21 protein-coding genes are annotated in these 19406 nt (G+C 67.0%); 18 read left to right on the top strand and 3 right to left on the bottom strand.

Going from position 1 to position 19406, the window contains the following annotated elements; genetic code table 11:
- Positions 1 to 1799: transcription termination factor Rho (gene rho, locus H7J06_RS08090; protein WP_264038213.1), on the top strand; the 1799-nt coding region annotated here is incomplete at its 5' end.
- Between the two features lie 52 nt (positions 1800 to 1851).
- Here rho and H7J06_RS08085 read toward each other — a convergent pair.
- Complete coding sequence (locus H7J06_RS08085; protein WP_264038212.1) at positions 1852 to 2472, bottom strand: TetR/AcrR family transcriptional regulator; 621 nt, start codon at positions 2470 to 2472, stop codon at positions 1852 to 1854.
- Between the two features lie 135 nt (positions 2473 to 2607).
- Here H7J06_RS08085 and fadD1 point away from each other — a divergent pair, with 135 nt between their 5' ends.
- The 16 genes from fadD1 (at position 2608) to H7J06_RS08005 (ending at position 17142) form a co-directional block, all read left to right on the top strand.
- Positions 2608 to 4191 carry a fatty-acid--CoA ligase FadD1 gene (fadD1, locus tag H7J06_RS08080; protein WP_264038211.1) on the top strand — a complete coding sequence of 528 codons (1584 nt, stop codon included), beginning with the start codon at positions 2608 to 2610 and terminating at the stop codon, positions 4189 to 4191.
- 151 nt (positions 4192 to 4342) lie between these two features.
- The gene (gene rpmE, locus H7J06_RS08075; protein WP_264038210.1) at positions 4343 to 4582 is read left to right on the top strand and encodes a 50S ribosomal protein L31; all 240 of its coding nucleotides are present in this window, start codon (positions 4343 to 4345) and stop codon (positions 4580 to 4582) included.
- 96 nt (positions 4583 to 4678) lie between these two features.
- The gene (gene prfA, locus H7J06_RS08070) at positions 4679 to 5758 is read left to right on the top strand and encodes a peptide chain release factor 1 (RefSeq protein ID WP_264038209.1); all 1080 of its coding nucleotides are present in this window, start codon (positions 4679 to 4681) and stop codon (positions 5756 to 5758) included.
- Positions 5755 to 6597, top strand: coding sequence for a peptide chain release factor N(5)-glutamine methyltransferase (gene prmC / locus H7J06_RS08065; RefSeq protein WP_264038208.1), 843 nt, complete (start codon positions 5755 to 5757; stop codon positions 6595 to 6597). The genes prfA and prmC overlap by 4 nt, the downstream gene beginning before the upstream one ends.
- 5 nt (positions 6598 to 6602) lie before the next feature.
- Positions 6603 to 7268, top strand: coding sequence for an L-threonylcarbamoyladenylate synthase (locus H7J06_RS08060; protein WP_264038207.1), 666 nt, complete (start codon positions 6603 to 6605; stop codon positions 7266 to 7268).
- A gap of 30 nt (positions 7269 to 7298) precedes the next feature.
- The gene (locus tag H7J06_RS08055) at positions 7299 to 8471 is read left to right on the top strand and encodes a glycosyltransferase family 4 protein (protein ID WP_264038205.1); all 1173 of its coding nucleotides are present in this window, start codon (positions 7299 to 7301) and stop codon (positions 8469 to 8471) included.
- A 269-nt stretch (positions 8472 to 8740) separates the two neighbouring features.
- Positions 8741 to 9208 (top strand): ATP synthase subunit I, encoded by a 468-nt coding sequence (locus H7J06_RS08050; protein ID WP_264038204.1) that lies wholly within the window; start codon positions 8741 to 8743, stop codon positions 9206 to 9208.
- 10 nt (positions 9209 to 9218) lie between these two features.
- A complete protein-coding gene (gene atpB, locus H7J06_RS08045) occupies positions 9219 to 10010 on the top strand; it encodes a F0F1 ATP synthase subunit A (RefSeq protein ID WP_264038203.1) in 792 nt (263 codons plus the stop codon).
- 71 nt (positions 10011 to 10081) lie between these two features.
- Positions 10082 to 10336 carry a F0F1 ATP synthase subunit C gene (locus H7J06_RS08040; RefSeq protein ID WP_056559889.1) on the top strand — a complete coding sequence of 85 codons (255 nt, stop codon included), beginning with the start codon at positions 10082 to 10084 and terminating at the stop codon, positions 10334 to 10336.
- A 9-nt stretch (positions 10337 to 10345) separates the two neighbouring features.
- Positions 10346 to 10861: a F0F1 ATP synthase subunit B gene (locus tag H7J06_RS08035; RefSeq protein ID WP_264038202.1), complete on the top strand. Its 516-nt coding sequence runs from the start codon at positions 10346 to 10348 to the stop codon at positions 10859 to 10861.
- Positions 10862 to 12196 carry a F0F1 ATP synthase subunit B/delta gene (locus H7J06_RS08030; protein WP_264038201.1) on the top strand — a complete coding sequence of 445 codons (1335 nt, stop codon included), beginning with the start codon at positions 10862 to 10864 and terminating at the stop codon, positions 12194 to 12196. It begins immediately after the preceding gene.
- A 35-nt stretch (positions 12197 to 12231) separates the two neighbouring features.
- Positions 12232 to 13881 carry a F0F1 ATP synthase subunit alpha gene (atpA, locus tag H7J06_RS08025; RefSeq protein WP_264038200.1) on the top strand — a complete coding sequence of 550 codons (1650 nt, stop codon included), beginning with the start codon at positions 12232 to 12234 and terminating at the stop codon, positions 13879 to 13881.
- Positions 13882 to 13890: 9 nt separating this feature from the next.
- A complete protein-coding gene (locus H7J06_RS08020; protein ID WP_264038198.1) occupies positions 13891 to 14817 on the top strand; it encodes a F0F1 ATP synthase subunit gamma in 927 nt (308 codons plus the stop codon).
- A 41-nt stretch (positions 14818 to 14858) separates the two neighbouring features.
- Positions 14859 to 16292 (top strand): F0F1 ATP synthase subunit beta, encoded by a 1434-nt coding sequence (gene atpD / locus H7J06_RS08015; protein ID WP_264038197.1) that lies wholly within the window; start codon positions 14859 to 14861, stop codon positions 16290 to 16292.
- A 30-nt stretch (positions 16293 to 16322) separates the two neighbouring features.
- A complete protein-coding gene (locus H7J06_RS08010; RefSeq protein WP_056559902.1) occupies positions 16323 to 16691 on the top strand; it encodes a F0F1 ATP synthase subunit epsilon in 369 nt (122 codons plus the stop codon).
- A 7-nt stretch (positions 16692 to 16698) separates the two neighbouring features.
- Positions 16699 to 17142, top strand: a complete 444-nt coding sequence (locus H7J06_RS08005) for a DUF2550 domain-containing protein (protein WP_264038196.1) — start codon at positions 16699 to 16701, stop codon at positions 17140 to 17142.
- Here H7J06_RS08005 and H7J06_RS08000 read toward each other — a convergent pair.
- A complete protein-coding gene (locus H7J06_RS08000) occupies positions 17139 to 17714 on the bottom strand; it encodes a cob(I)yrinic acid a,c-diamide adenosyltransferase (RefSeq protein ID WP_264038195.1) in 576 nt (191 codons plus the stop codon). The two genes, H7J06_RS08005 and H7J06_RS08000, sit on opposite strands and share 4 nt — an antisense overlap.
- A 68-nt stretch (positions 17715 to 17782) precedes the next feature.
- Between H7J06_RS08000 and murA the strand changes: the two genes are divergently transcribed.
- Entirely contained in the window at positions 17783 to 19036 is a 1254-nt protein-coding gene (gene murA, locus H7J06_RS07995) for a UDP-N-acetylglucosamine 1-carboxyvinyltransferase (protein WP_264038194.1), read from the top strand.
- A 132-nt stretch (positions 19037 to 19168) separates the two neighbouring features.
- On the opposite strand, the gene H7J06_RS07990 is transcribed toward murA, so the two are convergent.
- Positions 19169 to 19406 (bottom strand): hypothetical protein (locus H7J06_RS07990; RefSeq protein WP_264038192.1); only part of this gene is annotated, 238 nt, incomplete at its 5' end.

The following is a 19406-nucleotide window of genomic DNA, read 5'->3' as shown; positions in this document are numbered from 1 at the left end:
CACCCGCCGGTGACGCCCCCGAGCGGCCCGCCCGCGCCCGCCGGGAGCGCCGTGGCGCCTCCCGCAGCGCCGGTGCCGCCGTCGAGGCAACGGAGTCCGGCGAGCAGACCGCCAAGGTCGAGCCGCAGGAAGACAAGGCTCCCGAGGCGAAGGCCGCGACCGAGCAGAAGGCCCCCCAGGAGCCCACCGCCGACAAGGGCGTCGAGAAGGCCGTCAAGACGGTCGACGACACCGAGAAGAAGGATTCGGCCCCGGTCGAGGCCCCGCGCACCAACGACCGCCAGAACGGCGGCGAGCGTCAGAACAACCGCAACGACGGCGGTGGCGAGCGTCAGAACAACCGCAACGACGGCGGCGGCGAGCGTCAGAACAATCGCAACGACGGCGGCAACAACGCCAACAACCGCGGCAACAACAACGCGAACAACAACAACGCGAACAACGGCAACAACAACGCGAACAGCAACAACGCGAACAACGGCAACAACAACGCGAACAACAACGACGACGATGACGACGAGGGTCGGGGCGGGCGGCGCGGTCGCCGGTTCCGCGACCGCAGGCGTCGCGGCGAGCGTAGCGACGGCCAGGGTGGCGGCGGCAACAACGACCGCGACACCGAACTGCGCGAAGACGACGTCGTCCAGCCCGTGGCGGGCATCCTCGACGTGCTGGACAACTACGCGTTCGTCCGCACCTCCGGGTACCTGGCCGGCACCAACGACGTCTACGTCTCCATGAACATGGTTCGCAAGAACGGCCTGCGCCGTGGCGACGCCATCACCGGCGCCGTGCGGGTGGCCCGCGAGGGCGAGGGCGGCGGCAACAGCAACAGCCAGAACCCGCGGCAGAAGTTCAACCCGCTGGTGCGGTTGGACTCGGTCAACGGCGGGCCGGTCGAGGACGCCAGGAACCGTCCCGAGTTCCAGAAGCTGACGCCGCTCTACCCGAACCAGCGTCTGCGCCTGGAGACCAAGTCCGAACTGCTGACCACCCGCGTCATCGACTTGATCATGCCGATCGGCAAGGGTCAGCGCGCGCTGATCGTCTCCCCGCCCAAGGCAGGCAAGACGATGGTGCTGCAGAGCATCGCCAACGCGATCACCGTCAACAACCCCGAATGCCACCTCATGGTCGTGCTGGTCGACGAGCGGCCCGAAGAGGTCACCGACATGCAGCGTTCGGTGAAGGGCGAGGTCATTGCCTCGACCTTCGACCGGCCGCCGTCAGACCACACCGCCGTCGCGGAACTGGCCATCGAGCGCGCCAAGCGCCTTGTCGAGCAGGGCAAGGACGTCGTCGTATTGCTCGACTCCATCACCCGGCTCGGCCGCGCGTACAACAACGCGTCGCCCGCCTCCGGCCGGATCCTCTCTGGTGGCGTCGACTCCACGGCGCTGTACCCGCCCAAGCGCTTCCTCGGCGCGGCCCGCAACATCGAGGACGGTGGCTCGCTGACGATCATCGCCACGGCGCTGGTCGAGACCGGTTCGATGGGTGACACGGTCATCTACGAGGAGTTCAAGGGCACCGGCAACGCCGAGCTCAAGCTCGACCGCAAGATCGCCGAGCGCCGGGTCTTCCCCGCGGTGGACGTCAACCCGTCCAACACCCGCAAGGACGAGCTGCTGCTGTCCTCCGACGAATTCGCCGTGGTGCACAAGCTGCGTCGGGTGCTGTCGGGGCTCGACTCGCACCAGGCGATCGACCTGCTGATGAGCCAGTTGCGCAAGACGAAGAACAACTACGAGTTCCTCGTCCAGGTGTCCAAGAACACGCCGGGAACCGACTCCGACTAAAGACGGCTAGTACGCGAGAGCCCCCGACCACGGTCGGGGGCTCTTCGCGTTTCTAGGCCAGTGCCGGATCCTGACGCAGTCCCGGCATGACGTAGCGGCGGACGTGGGCCAGCACCGCGTCGTGGTCGGTGGGGTCGAGCCGTTGCCCCGGCACCGTCGCCAACGAAAGCAGCGCGCGGGCAACCCATTCCGAGGCCTCCGCGACGTCGGTGTCCGGGTGGATCTCACCACGTTCCTTGGCGGCGACGAGGTATCGGGACCAGAACTCGCCCAGATCCGGCACCAAACCCTGAACGCCGGCGCCGGCGCAGGCCGCGAACTCCTCGGGCTCCTCCATCCGGAGCTTCATCAGGATGGCGCCCGGATCGGCGTACGCGGTGCGACCGTGCCGGATGCCCGCGGCGATCTGTTGGTCGAGGCCCTCGATCCGTTCGAGCATCGCGTGGGAGTCCGACCAGTAGGCCTCGTTGAGCCGCACGATCGCCGCTCCGAGCAACGCGTTCTTGTCGGGGAAGTGCCGGTACAGCCAGCCCCGCGACACCCCGGCGACCTCGGCGACCTCGGACACCGTCGTCGACCGGATCCCCTTGGCGCGCAGGCATACCTCGGCTGCGTCGATGAGCCGGTCCCGCACGGTCTTGACCCCCGGCCGGGGTGCGGTGGCGCTCGTCAACGGAGGGCTCCTGTTCGTTTCGCAGCGCGATGGGTGAGACCAGTGCATTCTGCCCGTTGGCAGACGGTACCGTGTGGCCTAATGGTGGTAGACACTTTCCGAAGTCTGTTCACTCACGGATCGAGGTAGCCAACGATGGCGGAGACACTCCAACAGCTCATCCGGGCGAGGGCCGACCTCGACACGGTCGCCGTCCGGTACGGCGACGCATCGTGGACGTGGCGCGAGCACGTCGCCGCCGCACGCGACCACGCCGCCGCCGTCATCGCCGCGACCGATCCAGCGCGGCCCATGCACGTCGGCGTGCTGATGGGCAACACGCCCGAGATGCTGACGGCACTGGCCGCCGCCGCCCTCGGCGGTTACGTGCTGTGCGGGATCAACACCACGCGCCGCGGGGAGGCAATCGCCCGCGACGTCGGCCGCGTCGACTGCCAACTGCTGCTGACCGACCCCGAGCACCGCCATCTGCTCGACGGCCTCGACCTGCCCGGCGTCGTCGTCCTCGACGTCGGCACCGGCGAGTGGGCCCGGCGGGTGAGCGAGGCGCCGGCCTTGGTGCCGCACCGCGAAGTCGTCCCCGACGACACCTTCATGATGATCTTCACCTCGGGGACCAGCGGCGAGCCCAAGGCCGTCGAGGTGCCGCACGCGATGGTGCTCTTCGCCGGCAGCGCCCTGGTGCAGAAGTACGGCCTCGACGGGTCCGACGTCTGCTACCTGGCCATGCCGCTGTTCCACTCCAACGCCGTCTACGCGGGCTGGAGCGTCGCGGTCGGTGCGGGTGCAGCCATGGTCCCCGCGGCGTTCTCGGCGTCGCGGTTCCTGCCCGACGTGCGTCGCCACGGGGTCACCTACATGAACTACGTCGGCAAGCCGCTGGCCTACATCCTGGCCACCGCGGAGCAGCCCGACGACCACGACAACACGCTGCGGATCGCCTTCGGCAACGAGGCCGCCGACCGCGACATCGACGAGTTCGGCCGCCGCTTCGGCTGCGCGGTGTGGGACGGCTTCGGTTCGACGGAGACCGCGGTCATCATCACCCGGCCCGACGGCTGCCCCGCGGGGTCGATCGGCCAGGGCTTTCCCGGGGTCGCCGTCTACGACCCGGAGACGCTCACCGAGTGTGCCGTCGCCCGGTTCGACGAGAGCGGGGCGCTGGCCAATGCCGACGAGGCGACGGGGGAGTTGGTCAACACCAGCGGCAGCGGGCTCTTCCGCGGGTACTACAACGATCCCGGGGCCACCGACCAGCGGTTGCGCCACGGGATGTACTGGTCCGGTGACCTCGCCTACCGGGACGCCGAGGGCTGGATCTACCTCGCCGGCCGCACGGGCGACTGGATGCGCGTCGACGGGGAGAATCTGACGACGGCTCCCATCGAGCGAATCCTGTTGCGGCTCAACGTCATCAGCCGCGTCGCGGTGTATCCGGTGCCCGACGAGTACGTCGGCGACCAGGTGATGGCCGCGCTCGTACTGCGTGACGGCGCCACCCTGACCCTCGAGGAGTTCGAGGCGTTCCTCAGTGCTCAGCGCGACATGTCACCGAAGGCCTGGCCCCGCTACGTCTGGATCGCCGACGACCTGCCCACCACGGCGACCAACAAGATCCTCAAGCGGGAGCTGGTCGCCCGCGGCGTCGACCCGGCGGGCCGCGTGCTGTGGCGCCGGGACCGCACCCGCTACGGCGCGGTGGTCCCGGCCGACCACTGAGCAGGGCGGAATAGGCCCCGGTGTGCATGCGTTTATGACTCTGACGGCTGACCTGGCATAATCGTCCGTCGACCCCTCGGTTCCGGTTCACGTTCGCAGATCAGGTCAGGATCTCGGGCGACCCGGCGGCCACCGATAGAAGAGGACCAACATGAAATCGGGTATTCACCCCAACTACGTAGAGACCAGCGTCGTCTGCGGCTGTGGAAACACCTTCCAGACGCGTAGCACCAAGGAGAGCGGCCACATCGTGGTCGAGGTCTGCTCCCAGTGCCACCCCTTCTACACCGGCAAGCAGAAGATCCTCGACAGCGGCGGCCGTGTTGCACGCTTCGAGAAGCGTTACGGCAAGCGTGCCGGTGCCGGCGAGAAGGCTGCCACCGACAAGTAGCTGTCCCATCGGCGCCCGTCCTGTCGCATTCGTCGACGGGATCGGGCGCCGATTGCGTTTTCCGGTCAAGGTTTGCTCGAGAAGGAGAGAGGCACGATGGCGGCCACCGATGCGGCGACCAGGGTCGACGCGCTCCTCGCCGAACACGCCGACCTCGAAACCCAACTCTCGGACCCGGCGCTACACGCCGACGCCGGCGCGGCCCGCAGGGTGGGCCGCCGGTTCGCGCAGCTCGCGCCGATCGTGTCCACCCACCGCAAGCTGGAGACCGCGCGCGGTGACCTCGAGGCGGCCAACGAGCTTGCCGCGGAGGACTCGTCCTTCGCCGCCGAGGTGCCCGGGCTGACCGCCCGCGTGGCCGAACTCGAACAGCAGCTCAGCGACCTGCTGGCCCCGCGCGACCCGCACGACGCCGACGACGTCGTCATGGAGGTGAAGTCGGGGGAGGGCGGCGAGGAGTCTGCGCTGTTCGCCGCCGATCTCGCCCGCATGTACATCCGGTACGCCGAGCGGCACGGCTGGAACGTCACCGTGCTCGACGAGACCTTCTCCGATCTCGGCGGCTACAAGGACGCCACCCTCCAGATCGCCAGCAAGGGCGACACGGCCGACGGGGTGTGGTCCCGCCTCAAGTTCGAAGGCGGCGTGCACCGCGTGCAGCGGGTCCCCGTGACCGAGTCCCAGGGTCGTGTCCACACCTCCGCGGCCGGCGTGTTGGTCTACCCCGAGCCGGAGGACGTCGCCGCGGTCCAGATCGACGAGTCCGACCTGCGCATCGACGTCTACCGGTCCTCGGGCAAGGGTGGTCAGGGCGTCAACACCACCGACTCCGCGGTCCGCATCACCCACCTGCCCACGGGCATCGTCGTCACGTGCCAGAACGAACGGTCGCAGCTGCAGAACAAGGCCCGCGCGATGATCGTGCTGGCCGCCCGTCTGCAGGCGCTGGCGGAGGAGCAGGCGTCCGCGGACGCGTCGGCCGACCGCGCCAGCCAGATCCGCACCGTCGACCGCAGCGAACGCATCCGGACCTACAACTTCCCCGAGAACCGGATCACCGACCACCGCGTGGGATTCAAGGCGCACAACCTCGACCAGGTCCTCGACGGGGACCTCGACCCGGTGTTCGACGCGTTGGCCGCCGCCGACCGGCAAGCAAGGCTGCAGGAGACATGACGCGCCTGCGGCGGGCCGTCGACGATGCGGCCCGCACGCTAGCGCAGGCGGGAGTCGACAGCGCCCACGTCGACGCCGAACTGCTCGCCGCGCACGTCGCCGGCGTGGATCGCGGAAAGCTTCGGTTCCACGATCCCGACGAGGATTTCTTCGACCGCTTCGACGCGATCGTCGACGCCCGCGCGAGTCGGATTCCCCTGCAGCACCTCACCGCCACCGCGGCCTTCGGTCCGTTGCTGCTCACCGTGGGACCCGGGGTCTTCATCCCGCGGCCCGAGACCGAGGCGCTGCTGGAATGGGCATGCAGGCAACGACTTCCCGACGCACCGGTCGTGGTGGACCTGTGCACCGGGTCGGGGGCGCTGGCCGCGGCCCTGGCGCAGGCGACGCCCGGCGCCCACGTCATCGCCGTCGAGGACTCGGCCGACGCGCTCGCGTACGCCCGGCGCAACTGCGCCGGACGCGACGTCGAGCTCGTCGAGGCGGACGTCACGGCCCCCGGCCTGCTCGCCGAGCGCGACGGCACCGTCGACCTGCTGGTGTCGAACCCTCCGTACATCCCCGACGGCGCCGAGCTGGATCCCGAAGTCGCCGAACATGATCCGGCCCACGCGCTCTTCGGCGGGGCCGACGGAATGCGGGTCATCGAGCCGATCGTCGCCCTGGCCGCGCGGCTGCTGCGCCCCGGTGCATGCGTCGGCATTGAGCACGACGACGAGACGGCGGCGGCGACCGTCGCCCTCTTCGAACGATCCGGCGCCTTCGCCGACGTGACGTCGCGTCGGGACCTCGCCGGTCGCCCCCGGTTCGTCACCGCCACGAGGAAGGGTCCAGGCTAGAGACCATGAGTGAGACGTTCGACTGCGCGGACGAAACCCAGCGGCCCAACGGCATCGCGTCGGCGATCAGCGCGCTCAAGGGCGGGCGCCTCGTGGTGATGCCCACCGACACCGTCTACGGCATCGGCGCCGACGCGTTCGACGGCGCCGCGGTCGCCGCCCTGCTGGCCGCCAAGGGCCGTGGCCGGGACATGCCGGTGCCGGTGCTCGTCGGGTCCTGGCACACGATCGACGGACTGGTGTACTCCGTCCCCGACTCGGCCCGCGAGCTCATCCGCGCGTTTTGGCCCGGAGCGTTGAGTCTGGTGGTGCAACAGGCGCCGTCGTTGCAGTGGGACCTCGGCGACGCACAGGGCACGGTCATGCTCCGGATGCCGCTGCATCCCGTCGCGATCGAGCTGCTGCGCGAAGTCGGACCCATGGCCGTCTCGAGTGCCAACATCTCCGGCCGGCCCGCCGCCGTCACGGCCGCCGAGGCCCGCGATCAGCTCGGCGACCTGGTCGAGGTGTACCTGGAGGCAGGCCCGTCGGCCAACGGTGCCGCCTCCACGATCGTCGACCTGACCGGCGCCCAACCGCGGATTCTGCGCGAGGGTCCCGTGTCCGCCGCGGCCATCGCGACCGTGCTCGGAATCGACGCGGAGACGCTGACGGGCGTGACGCCGACCTAGGTCTCAGGTAGGTCCAGTACATTTCACCGGGTGGAGGGCCTGCTCGCGTTGTCGGACCGCGGTGCCGGTGTCCCATTGCGGGAGCTGGCCCTCGTCGGGCTCACCGCCGCGATCATCACCTACTTCGCGACGGGGTGGGTGCGCACGCTGGCCACCCGACTCGGGGCGGTCGCCTACCCCCGTCAGCGCGACGTCCACGTCCAACCGACGCCGCGGATGGGTGGCCTGGCCATGTACGTCGGCGTCGTGGCCGCCGTCCTGCTCGCCTCCCAGCTGCCCGCGCTGAACCGCGGGTTCGTGTACTCCTCCGGCATGCCCGCCGTGGTCGTGGCCGGCGGCCTGATCATGGTCATCGGACTGATCGACGACCGCTGGGGGCTGGACGCCCTGACCAAGTTCGCCGGCCAGATCACCGCCGCCAGCGTGCTGGTCACCATGGGCGTGGCGTGGAGCGTGCTGTACATCCCGTTCGGTGGCGTCGGGACCATCGTGCTCGACCAGGTGACGTCGATCCTGCTCACGCTGGCGCTCACGGTGTCGATCGTCAACGCGATGAACTTCGTCGACGGTCTCGACGGTCTCGCCGCCGGGCTGGGCCTCATCACCGCCGCGGCGATCTGCATCTTCTCCGTCGGGCTGCTCCGCGACCACGGCGGCGACGTGCTGTTCTACCCGCCCGCGGTGATCTCGGTGGTGCTCGCGGGCGCCTGCTTGGGCTTTCTGCCGCACAACTTCCACCCGGCGAAGATCTTCATGGGCGACTCGGGTTCGATGCTGATCGGGCTGATGCTGGCGGCGGCGTCGACCACCGCCGCGGGGCCGATCTCCCAGAACGCCTACGGCGCGCGCGACGTGTTCGCTTTGCTCTCGCCGTTCCTGCTGGTCGTCGCGGTGATGTTCGTGCCTGCCCTCGACATGTTGCTGGCCATCGTGCGGCGCACGCGCGCGGGCCGAAGCCCGTTCAGCCCCGACAAGATGCATCTGCACCACCGGCTGCTTCAGATCGGACACTCGCACCGACGCGTCGTCCTGCTGATCTACATGTGGGTCGGCATCGTCGCGCTGGGAGCCGCCAGCACGATCTTCTTCGACCCGCGATACACCGGGGCGGTGATGCTCGCTGCGATCGTCGTCGCCGTCGTCATCACCCTCATCCCACTGGTGCGGAGAAGTCGAGAAGCTCCCAGCCAGTTATCAGACTGAGCAGTACGACGCAAAGTAGTAGGACCCCGTTTTAGGGCGCCTACCATGTGGTAAGTTGCCTCCAGAACCCGAAAGACCTCGCGGGTTGCCGGCCCGGCCCGGCGGTTTTGAACAAGCCGTTCGGTAGCCGATGTACGACCGACAAAGGGAGCGACCCCTTGGGTGATTCCAGCGCGATCACCGCCCTCCGATACGCTCGTCGGGCACGCGCCGGATCATTGCTCGTCAAAGGGGACAGCTTCCGTGAGAGCGTGGATTGAGGTGAGTCAGTGACGACGCCAGCGCAGGACGCGCCGTTGGTGTTCCCATCCGTGGCGTTCCGGCCGATGCGACTGCTGATCGTTTGCGTGGCGCTCACCGCGGTCGCCGTGACGGCGTCCGCGTTCACCGGTCACGTCTTGTTCGGCGTCTTCTTCGGCGTCGGCCTCGGGCTTGGTCTGGTCAACGCGATGCTGGTGCGCAAGGCGGTCGAGTCCATCACCGCCTCGGATCATCCGCTGAAGAAGAAGATGGCGGTCAACTCCGCCATGCGCTTGCTGGTCATCACCGCCATCGCGCTGACGATCTCCATCGGCGCCAAGACGGTGTTCAAGAACAACGACGGACTCGGTGTGCTCTTCGGGCTCGCGATCTTCCAGGCCGTGCTCGTGATGAGCACCAGCATCCCCGTGATGAAGAAGATCCGCTCGAACGGACTAGACGTCGCAGAAGTGCCCGCATCGGAATCGAAGGATTGAGCAGACGGCAATGATTGAGACCTTCCTCGCCGCCGAAGGTGGAGCTCCGATTCACGTCGGAACCCACGAGTACGTATTCCAGTTCCTGGGCATGACGTTCAACGGCGACACCATCATCTCGACGGTGATCGCCGCGGTCATCGTCATCGCACTGGCCTTCTTCCTCAAGTCCAAGGTGACCTCGACCGGCGTCCCCGGCGGAGTGCAGTTGTTCTTCGAGGCCATCACCATCCAGATGCGCCAGCAGGTCGAGGCCGCGATCGGCATGAAGATCGCGCCGTTCGTGCTGCCGCTGGCCGTGACCATCTTCGTGTTCATCCTGGTGTCGAACTGGCTCGCGGTGCTGCCGGTGCAGTACGGCGGTTCCGACGGCGCGGCCGGTGAACTGATCAAGGCGCCGGCGTCGGACATCAACTACGTGCTGGCTCTCGCCGCGTTCGTCTTCATCTGCTACAACGCGGCGGGCATCTGGCGCCGCGGCGCCTGGGGCCACGCCAAGAAGTTGGTCAAGGGCCACGTCACGCTGATGGCGCCCATCAACATCATCGAAGAGCTGGCCAAGCCGATCTCGTTGGCACTGCGACTCTTTGGCAACATCTTCGCCGGTGGCATCCTCGTGGCGCTCATCGCGATGTTCCCCTGGTACATCCAATGGGCACCCAATGCCATCTGGAAGACGTTCGACCTCTTCGTCGGTCTGATTCAGGCCTTCATCTTCGCGCTGCTGACGATCCTGTACTTCAGCCAGTCGATGGAGCTCGACCACGACCACGAAGACGAGAACGAGAAAGCGCACCACTAGAAGCCAGCTCGACCCCCGTAGGACCAGCAGTCCTGGTGGCACCCCCACCAGCTCACAAGGAGGAAAAAGGAATGGATCCAAACGCCCTCATCACGGCCGGTGCTCTCATCGGCGGTGGACTCATCATGGGTGGCGGCGCCATCGGCGCGGGTATCGGCGACGGTATTGCCGGTAACGCACTGATCTCCGGTATCGCCCGGCAGCCCGAGGCGCAGGGCCGCCTGTTCACGCCGTTCTTCATCACCGTCGGTCTGGTGGAGGCTGCGTACTTCATCAACCTGGCGTTCATGGCGCTGTTCGTCTTCGCCACGCCGGGTCTGTCGTAGTCCGTCGGCATGGATGAACTGAGCGCGACGATCCTGGCGGCCAGCCAGGCCGCGGAAGCAGAAGGTGGTGGGGGTAACAACTTCCTCATCCCCAACGGCACCTTCTTCGTCATTCTGATCATCTTCTTGATCGTGCTCGGCGTGATCACGAAATGGGTTGTGCCACCGATCAGCAAGGTCCTCTCCGAGCGGGAGGCGATGCTGGCCAAGACCGCCGCAGACAGCCGCAAGTCGGCCGAGCAGGTCGCGGCGGCGCAAGCCGACTACGACGAGGCGATGGCCGGGGCGCGGAACACTGCGTCGTCGATCCGTGACGAGGCCAGGACGGCCGGCCGTCAGGTGATCGACGAGAAGCGGGCCGAGGCCAGCGGAGAGGTTGCGGAGACCGTGCGCGAAGCGGACGAACAACTGTCCGAACAACGTTCGTCGACGCAGTCCACCCTCGAATCGTCGGTGGACGGGCTGTCCACCACGTTGGCGAGCCGCATCCTCGGCGTCGACGTGAACTCAGGCGGGAGCCGCTAAATGTCGACATTCATCGGTCAGCTGATCGGTTTCGCGGTCATCGTCTACATCCTGTGGCGTTTCGTCGTGCCCCCGGTGAAGGCGCTGATGCAGAAGCAACAGGACGCCGTCCGCACCGCGCTCGCCGAGAGCGAGGAGGCGGCCAAGAAACTCGCCGACGCCGACGCCATGCACCAGAAGGCGCTCAAGGACGCCGAGGCGCAGGCGGCCAAGGTGACCGACGAGGCTCGGCAGGACTCCGAGCGCATCGCAAGCCAGCTGGAGGAACAAGCGGTCGTCGAAGCAGAACGACTGAAGGCCCAAGGCGCGCAACAGGTTCAGCTCATGCGTCAGCAGTTGATTCGGCAACTGCGGCAGGGACTTGGCCAGGAGTCGGTCGACAAGGCCGACGCGCTGGTTCGGGCGCACGTGGCCGATCCCGCCGCCCAAGCGGCAACGGTCGACCGCTTCCTCGACGAGCTCGACCAGATGGCACCGTCCTCGGTGACGATCGAGACGGGTGTCTCGGCTCGGCTTCGTGCCGCCAGTCGGGCAGCCTTCGACGAACTCACCAAGGCGTTCGACGACGTCGCAGGCAACCTGCAGTCGCCGGGTCTGACCACCGTCGCCGACGAACTCTCCGGCGTGGTGGGCGTGCTCGTCGCCGAGCCCACCCTCACCAGGCACCTCACCGAGCACAACGACGACGCCGACGCCAAGGTGCGTCTGGTCGACCGGTTGTTCTCGGGCAAGGTCGACGAGCACACGCTCAAGCTGCTGCGGACCGCCGTGTCCCAGCGGTGGTCGGCGGCGGCGGACTTCGTCGACGGCATCGAACATCTGGCCCGGCTGGCGCTCCTCAAGCGCGCCGAGATCGAGGACCAGGTCGACGAGGTCGAGGAGCAGCTGTTCCGGTTCGGCCGGGTGCTGGATTCCGAGCCGCGCCTGACCGCGCTGCTGAGCGACTACACGACGCCGCTGGACGGTCGACTCGCGCTGTTGGACAAGGTCCTCGAGGGATCGGGCGTCGACGGCACGGCCGCGGCCCTGCTCAAGCAGACCATCGGCCACCTGCGTGGCGAACGCGCCGACGAAGCCGTGGTGGACCTCGCCGAGCTGGCGGTGGCCCGCCGTGGCGAAGTCGTCGCCCACGTCAGCGCGGCCGCCGAGCTGACCGATGCCCAGCGCGACCGGCTCGGTGAACTGCTGACCCGGATCTACGGCCACCCGGTGTCGGTCCAGCTGAACGTCGATCCCGAGGTGCTCGGTGGCCTCTCGATCACCGTCGGCGACGAAGTGATCGACGGTTCCATCGCATCCCGGCTGGCGGCGGCACAAACCCAGCTGCCCGACTGACCCACAATCCAATCAAGAGGTAGGAAGACCAGAACATGGCAGAGTTGACAATCTCCGCTGCTGACATCGAAGGTGCCGTCGAGGAGTACGTATCCTCGTTCTCCGCCGACACCGAGCGCGAAGAGATCGGCACGGTCATCGACGCCGGCGACGGCATCGCCCACGTCGAGGGCCTGCCCTCGGTCATGACGCAGGAACTCCTCGAGTTCCCCGGCGGCGTGCTCGGTGTGGCATTGAACCTCGACGAACACAGCATCGGCGCGGTCATCCTCGGCGACTTCGAGAAGATCGAACAGGGTCAGCAGGTCAAGCGCACCGGCGAGGTGCTCTCGGTACCCGTCGGCGACGGATTCCTGGGCCGCGTGGTGAACCCGCTGGGGCAGCCGATCGACGGCCAGGGCGACATCGAGACCGACGTGCGACGCGCGCTGGAACTGCAGGCGCCCTCGGTGGTTCAGCGTCAGGGTGTCGAGGAGCCGCTGCAGACCGGCATCAAGGCCATCGACGCGATGACCCCCATCGGGCGTGGACAGCGTCAGCTGATCATCGGCGACCGCAAGACCGGTAAGACCGCGGTCTGCGTCGACACGATCCTCAACCAGCGCGACGCCTGGGCGACCGGCGACCCGAAGCAACAGGTGCGCTGCGTCTACGTCGCGATCGGTCAGAAGGGCACCACGATCGCCAGCGTCAAGCGCGCCCTCGAAGAGGGTGGCGCGATGGAGTACACCACCATCGTGGCGTCCCCGGCCTCTGACCCGGCCGGCTTCAAGTGGCTTGCGCCCTACACCGGTTCGGCCATCGGCCAGCACTGGATGTACGACGGCAAGCACGTCCTCATCGTCTTCGACGACCTGTCCAAGCAGGCCGACGCCTACCGCGCCATCTCGCTGCTGCTGCGTCGGCCGCCGGGCCGCGAGGCGTTCCCCGGCGACGTCTTCTACCTCCACTCCCGTCTGTTGGAGCGGTGCGCCAAGCTGTCCGACGAACTGGGCGGTGGATCGATGACCGGGCTGCCGGTGATCGAGACCAAGGCCAACGACATCTCGGCGTTCATCCCGACCAACGTCATCTCCATCACCGACGGCCAGTGCTTCCTGGAGTCCGACCTGTTCAACCAGGGCGTGCGACCGGCCATCAACGTCGGTGTGTCGGTGTCGCGCGTCGGTGGTGCCGCACAGATCAAGGGCATGAAGGAAGTCGCCGGCTCGTTGCGACTGGATCTGTCGCAGTACCGGGAGCTGGAGTCCTTCGCGGCGTTCGCCTCCGACCTGGACCCGACGTCGAAGGCGCAGCTGGAACGCGGCAGCCGGCTGGTGGAGCTGCTCAAGCAGCCCCAGTACAGCCCGCTGTCGGTCGAGCAGCAGGTCATCGCGATCTTCCTCGGCACCAAGGGCCACCTGGATTCGGTGCCCGTCGAGGACGTGCAGCGCTTCGAGGCCGAGTTCCTCGAGCACGTCAAGGCCAGCCACGAGGACATCTTCGACGGCATCCGGGAAACCAAGAAGTTCCCGGAAGAGGCTCAGGAGAAGCTGACCGGGATCGTCAACGAGTTCAAGAAGGGCTTCGCCGCCACTGACGGCAGCTCCGTCGCCGTCAACGAGGCCGACGCCGAGGCGATGGACGAAGACGACGTCGAGAAGGAATCGGTCAAGGTCCGCAAGCCGGCGCCGAAGAAGAAGTAGGTAGGAGACATGGCAGCCACACTGCGCGAGCTACGCGGGCGCATCCGCTCCGCCGGGTCGATCAAGAAGATCACCAAGGCCCAGGAGCTGATCGCCACGTCGCGGATTGCCAAGGCGCAAGCGCGCGTTCAGGCAGCTCGGCCGTACTCCGACGAGATCACCAACATGCTCACCGAGCTCGCGGGTGCCAGTGCGCTGGACCACCCGCTGCTCGTCGAGCGGGAGTCGCCCAAGCGCGCCGCTGTGCTCGTCGTGTCCTCCGACCGGGGGCTCTGCGGGGCCTACAACGCCAACGTGTTGCGGCAGTCCGAAGAGCTCTTCGCGCTGCTGCGGGACGAGGGCAAGACTCCCGTGATCTATGCGGTGGGTCGAAAGGCGCTGGGCTACTACAGCTTCCGTCAGCGTGAGGTGAAGGACTCCTGGACCGGCTTCTCCGAGCGGCCGACCTACGAGCAAGCCCGCGAGATCGCCGACGTCCTCGTCGCGGCCTTCATGGCCGGCGTCGACGACGACGACGAGAACGCGGGAGACGACGGGATCCTGGGCGTCGACGAAATCCACATCGTCTTCACGCAGTTCAAGTCGATGCTCTCGCAGTCGGCCGTCGCACTGCGGATCGCTCCGATGGTGATCGAGTACGTCGGCGAGCAGGAGAACGACGGTCCGCAGACGCTGTTCTCCTTCGAGCCGAATGCCGAGGCCCTGTTCGACGCGCTGTTGCCGCGCTACATCGCCACTCGCGTGTACTCGGCGCTGCTGGAGGCCGCGGCGTCGGAGTCCGCGTCGCGTCGCCGGGCGATGAAGTCGGCCACCGACAACGCCGACGATCTGATCAAGGCGTTGACGCTGGAGGCCAACCGCGAGCGCCAGGCTCAGATCACCCAGGAAATCAGCGAGATCGTCGGTGGCGCCAACGCGCTCGCCGACGCCAAGTAGCCCTACACACATCCCCGGAAGCGAAGAGAAGCGAAGAGACAATGACTGCCACCGCAGAAGATTCCAAGACCGCTGGTCGCGTGGTCCGCATCACCGGCCCGGTCGTCGACATCGAATTCCCGCGTGGCTCGGTGCCCGAGCTGTTCAACGCGCTGCACGCCGAGATCACCTACGAGCAGATGGCCAAGACGCTGACGCTCGAGGTTGCCCAGCACCTCGGTGACAACCTGGTGCGCACCATCTCGATGCAGCCCACCGACGGTCTGGTGCGCGGTGTCGAGGTCACCGACACCGGCCGGTCGATCTCCGTGCCCGTGGGCGACGGCGTCAAGGGACACGTGTTCAATGCCCTCGGCGACTGCCTGGACGACCCCGGCTACGGCGAGGACTTCGACCACTGGTCGATTCACCGCAAGCCGCCGCCCTTCGCCGAGCTCGAGCCCAAGACCGAAATGCTCGAGACCGGTCTGAAGGTCGTCGACCTGCTCACGCCGTACGTTCGTGGTGGCAAGATCGCCCTGTTCGGTGGTGCCGGCGTCGGCAAGACGGTGCTCATCCAGGAGATGATCAACCGCATCGCCCGCAACTTCGGTGGTACCTCGGTGTTCGCCGGCGTGGGGGAGCGCACCCGTGAGGGCAACGACCTCTGGGTCGAGCTCGCCGATGCCGACGTCCTCAAGGACACCGCCTTGGTGTTCGGCCAGATGGATGAGCCGCCAGGCACGCGTATGCGCGTCGCCCTCTCGGCCCTGACCATGGCGGAGTACTTCCGCGATGAGCAGAACCAGGACGTGCTGTTGTTCATCGACAACATCTTCCGGTTCACGCAGGCCGGCTCCGAGGTCTCCACACTGCTCGGCCGCATGCCGTCGGCGGTGGGTTACCAGCCCACCCTGGCCGACGAGATGGGCGAGCTGCAGGAGCGCATCACCTCGACCCGTGGTCACTCCATCACCTCGATGCAGGCCGTCTACGTGCCCGCGGACGACTACACCGACCCCGCCCCCGCGACGACGTTCGCTCACCTGGACGCCACCACGGAACTCTCCCGTGCGGTGTTCTCGAAGGGCATCTTCCCGGCGGTGGACCCGCTGGCGTCCAGCTCGACCATCCTCGACCCGGCCGTGGTCGGCGACGAGCACTACCGCGTCGCCCAGGAAGTCATCCGAGTTCTGCAGCGCTACAAGGACCTTCAGGACATCATCGCCATCCTCGGCGTCGACGAACTCGCCGAAGAGGACAAGCAGCTGGTGAACCGGGCGCGTCGCATCGAGCGCTTCCTGAGCCAGAACATGATGGCGGCCGAGCAGTTCACCGGCCAGCCCGGTTCGACCGTGCCGCTCAAGGAGACCATCGAGGCGTTCGACAAGCTGACCAAGGGTGAGTTCGACCACCTGCCCGAGCAGGCGTTCTTCCTCATCGGCGGCCTCGACGACTTGGCCAAGAAGGCCGAGACCTTCGGCGCCAAGCTGTGACGATCGTTCCGAGCCGAAAGGTGGTGACCGATGGCTACTGAAATTCACGTCGAGATCGTGGCCGTCGAGCGCGAATTGTGGTCGGGTGACGCGACATTCGTGTTCACCCGCACCACGGCCGGCGAGATCGGCATCCTGCCTCGGCACATCCCGCTGGTAGCCCAGCTGGTCGACGACGCCATGGTGCGCGTCGAGCGGGAGGGCGAGGACGACCTTCGTATCGCCGTCGACGGAGGATTCCTCTCCGTCACCGACGAAGCCGTCCGGATCCTGGTCGAGAACGCGCAGTTGGAGTCGGAGATCAACGCCGACGAAGCCAAGCAGGACGCCGAGTCCGACGACGAGCGCACGGCAGCGTGGGGTAGGGCGCGGTTGCGCGCGCTCGGCGAGCTCGACTGATTTCGCGATGAGCGCGTCCATGATCACCATGGTCGCGCTGATCGGCGTGTTGTTGCTGGTCGTCCTGGCGTTGTCGTACCGGCTGTGGAAGTTGCGTCAGGTGGGCGGTTCGGCCGCCATCCTGCGTGACGTACCCGCCGTCGGTGGCCACGGGTGGCGGCATGGAGTGGTGCGCTACCGCGGCGGCGAGGCTGGCTTCTACCGGCTGTCGAGCCTGCGGTGGTGGCCGGACCGTCGACTGTCGCGACGCGGCATCGACGTGGTGTCCCGGCGGGCTCCGCGGGGCGACGAGTTCGACATCATGAGCGCCGAAATCGTCGTGCTCGAACTTCGCGACACCGGCGCCGACCGGCGGGGATACGAGATCGCCCTGGACCGTGGCGCCCTGACTGCGTTCACGTCGTGGCTGGAGTCGCGCCCGTCTCCGCGCGCCCGCCGCCGGCAGAACTAGGCCTTCGCTCCGCCGGGCTGCCACAGCACGTCACCCTCGGGGTTCGCGACCCGCGAGAGAATGAACAGCAGGTCAGAGAGCCGGTTTAGGTACTTGGCCGGCAGCACGTTGACCGAGTCGCCGTGGGCGTCGACCGCCCGCCACGCCGACCGCTCCGCCCGCCGGGTCACCGTCCGTGCCACGTGCAGCAGTGCCGACAACGCGGTGCCACCCGGCAGGATGAACGAATTCAACGCGGGCAGTGGCTCGTTGAACTCGTCGCACCACGCCTCCAGCCGGTCGACGTACTCCTGCTTGACCCGCAGTGGCGGGTACTCGGGGTTCTCCACCACCGGTGTGGACAGGTCGGCACCGGCGTCGAAGAGGTCGTTCTGAACTTGGCGGAGGACGCCGAGCACCCGTTCGTCGGGGGCACCCATGGACACGGCGACGCCGATGGCGGCATTCGCCTCGTCGCAGTCGGCGTACGCCTCGAGGCGAGGGTCGTTCTTGGACACCCTGCTGAAGTCGCTCAGCCCGGTCGATCCGTCGTCGCCGGTGCGGGTGTAGATGCGGGTGAGGTGGACTCCCATGCCAAAACCGTACCGGCCTGACTGGCGGAAAAGGTTCTAGCTGGCCTGCGCTGTTTACACTTGGCCGCGTGAGCGAGCGATTCGTAGTGACCGGTGGTACCCGGTTAGCGGGCGAAGTTGCCGTCGGGGGTGCCAAGAACAGCGTGTTGAAGTTGATGGCAGCGGCGTTGTTGGCCGAGGGCACCAGCACCATCACGAACTCTCCCGACATTCTCGACGTTCCCCTGATGGCCGAGGTGCTTCGAGGTCTGGGTGCCAACGTCGAGATCGAGGGCGACACGGTCCGCATCACCTCGCCCGACGAGCTGAAGTACGACGCCGACTTCGCCGCCGTCCGCCAGTTCCGGGCGTCGGTGTGCGTGTTGGGTCCGTTGGTCGGGCGGTGCAAGAAGGCGAAGGTGGCCTTGCCCGGCGGAGATGCGATCGGATCGCGGCCGCTCGACATGCACCAGGCGGGGCTGCGCCAACTCGGCGCGCGATGCAACATCGAGCACGGATGCGTCGTCGCGGAGGCCGACCACCTGCGCGGCGCGGAGATCCAACTGGAGTTCCCGTCAGTGGGCGCCACCGAGAACATCCTGATGGCGGCTGTCCTCGCGGAGGGCGTCACCACCATCCACAACGCGGCACGCGAACCCGACGTCGTCGATCTCTGCACGATGCTCACCCAGATGGGTGCGCAGATCTCCGGTGCGGGCTCGTCGACGATGACCATCACCGGCGTCGACCGACTGCATCCCACCGAACACCGCGTAATCGGAGACCGCATCGTCGCGGCGACCTGGGGGATAGCGGCGGCGATGACGCGGGGCGACATCTCGGTCACCGGAGTCGATCCGCAGCACCTGCAGTTGGTGCTCCACAAGCTCCACGACGCAGGGGCCACCGTCACGCAGCACGACAACGGGTTCCGAATCGTGCAGTACGAGCGGCCCAAGGCCGTCAACATGGCGACCTTGCCGTTCCCAGGATTCCCAACGGACTTGCAGCCCATGGCAATCGGGCTCGCATGCATCGCCGACGGAACGTCGATGATCACCGAGAACGTGTTCGAGGCTCGCTTCCGCTTCGTGGAGGAGATGATCCGACTCGGCGCCGACGCGCGGACCGATGGCCATCACGCGGTGGTGCGTGGCATCCCGCAGCTGTCTAGTGCGCCGGTCTGGGCCTCGGACATCCGAGCGGGCGCCGGCCTGGTGCTGGCCGGACTCGTCGCCGATGGCGATACCGAGGTGCACGACGTGTTCCACATCGATCGCGGCTACCCGTTGTTCGTGGAGAACCTGGTCAGTTTGGGCGCGGAGATCGAGCGAGTACGCTAGGACCAGACGGCCGGCGCAGCGACGCCAAGCCTCTGACCAGCGGATTTGACTTCGCTACGAACGAAGTCCTAATCTAATCGAGTTGCCCCAGTCAAGGGGGACAGAGAAGTTTGACTCGCTGGCTCGGATAGTTTAAGCTGGCAGGGTTGCCCCGAAACGGGGAACTTCTACACAATCTAGTCTGTTGTTTGAGAACTCAATAGTGTGTTTGGTGGTTTTTGTTTGTTGTTTTTGGCCATCTTGGTGGGGGACTTCCCGTCTTCCTGCTGTTGGGATGGTTTTGTTTTTTTTGCCAGTTTTGACTGGTTGTTGGATATCGGATTTCTCTGATTTGCGATGCACCTGGTTTTGCCGGGTTGTTTTTGTTTGG

Origin of the sequence: Mycolicibacterium hodleri, assembly GCF_025822245.1 — a bacterium.
GTDB classification, from domain to species: domain Bacteria; phylum Actinomycetota; class Actinomycetes; order Mycobacteriales; family Mycobacteriaceae; genus Mycobacterium; species Mycobacterium hodleri.
Note: the sequence above shows the minus strand (reverse complement) of the source record. Positions and strands in the feature narration are given on the sequence as shown.

What these genes read in the sequence shown, in the direction of transcription:
- fadD1 (WP_264038211.1), top strand. Translation starts at nt 2,608, where the DNA reads ATGGCGGAGACACTCCAACAGCTCATCCGGGCGAGGGCCGACCTCGAC.
- rpmE (WP_264038210.1), top strand. Translation starts at nt 4,343, where the DNA reads ATGAAATCGGGTATTCACCCCAACTACGTAGAGACCAGCGTCGTCTGC.
- prfA (WP_264038209.1), top strand. Translation starts at nt 4,679, where the DNA reads ATGGCGGCCACCGATGCGGCGACCAGGGTCGACGCGCTCCTCGCCGAA.
- prmC (WP_264038208.1), top strand. Translation starts at nt 5,755, where the DNA reads ATGACGCGCCTGCGGCGGGCCGTCGACGATGCGGCCCGCACGCTAGCG.
- H7J06_RS08060 (WP_264038207.1), top strand. Translation starts at nt 6,603, where the DNA reads ATGAGTGAGACGTTCGACTGCGCGGACGAAACCCAGCGGCCCAACGGC.
- atpB (WP_264038203.1), top strand. Translation starts at nt 9,219, where the DNA reads ATGATTGAGACCTTCCTCGCCGCCGAAGGTGGAGCTCCGATTCACGTC.
- H7J06_RS08040 (WP_056559889.1), top strand. Translation starts at nt 10,082, where the DNA reads ATGGATCCAAACGCCCTCATCACGGCCGGTGCTCTCATCGGCGGTGGA.
- H7J06_RS08035 (WP_264038202.1), top strand. Translation starts at nt 10,346, where the DNA reads ATGGATGAACTGAGCGCGACGATCCTGGCGGCCAGCCAGGCCGCGGAA.
- H7J06_RS08030 (WP_264038201.1), top strand. Translation starts at nt 10,862, where the DNA reads ATGTCGACATTCATCGGTCAGCTGATCGGTTTCGCGGTCATCGTCTAC.
- atpA (WP_264038200.1), top strand. Translation starts at nt 12,232, where the DNA reads ATGGCAGAGTTGACAATCTCCGCTGCTGACATCGAAGGTGCCGTCGAG.
- H7J06_RS08020 (WP_264038198.1), top strand. Translation starts at nt 13,891, where the DNA reads ATGGCAGCCACACTGCGCGAGCTACGCGGGCGCATCCGCTCCGCCGGG.
- atpD (WP_264038197.1), top strand. Translation starts at nt 14,859, where the DNA reads ATGACTGCCACCGCAGAAGATTCCAAGACCGCTGGTCGCGTGGTCCGC.
- H7J06_RS08010 (WP_056559902.1), top strand. Translation starts at nt 16,323, where the DNA reads ATGGCTACTGAAATTCACGTCGAGATCGTGGCCGTCGAGCGCGAATTG.
- H7J06_RS08005 (WP_264038196.1), top strand. Translation starts at nt 16,699, where the DNA reads ATGAGCGCGTCCATGATCACCATGGTCGCGCTGATCGGCGTGTTGTTG.
- H7J06_RS08000 (WP_264038195.1), bottom strand. Translation starts at nt 17,714, where the DNA reads ATGGGAGTCCACCTCACCCGCATCTACACCCGCACCGGCGACGACGGA.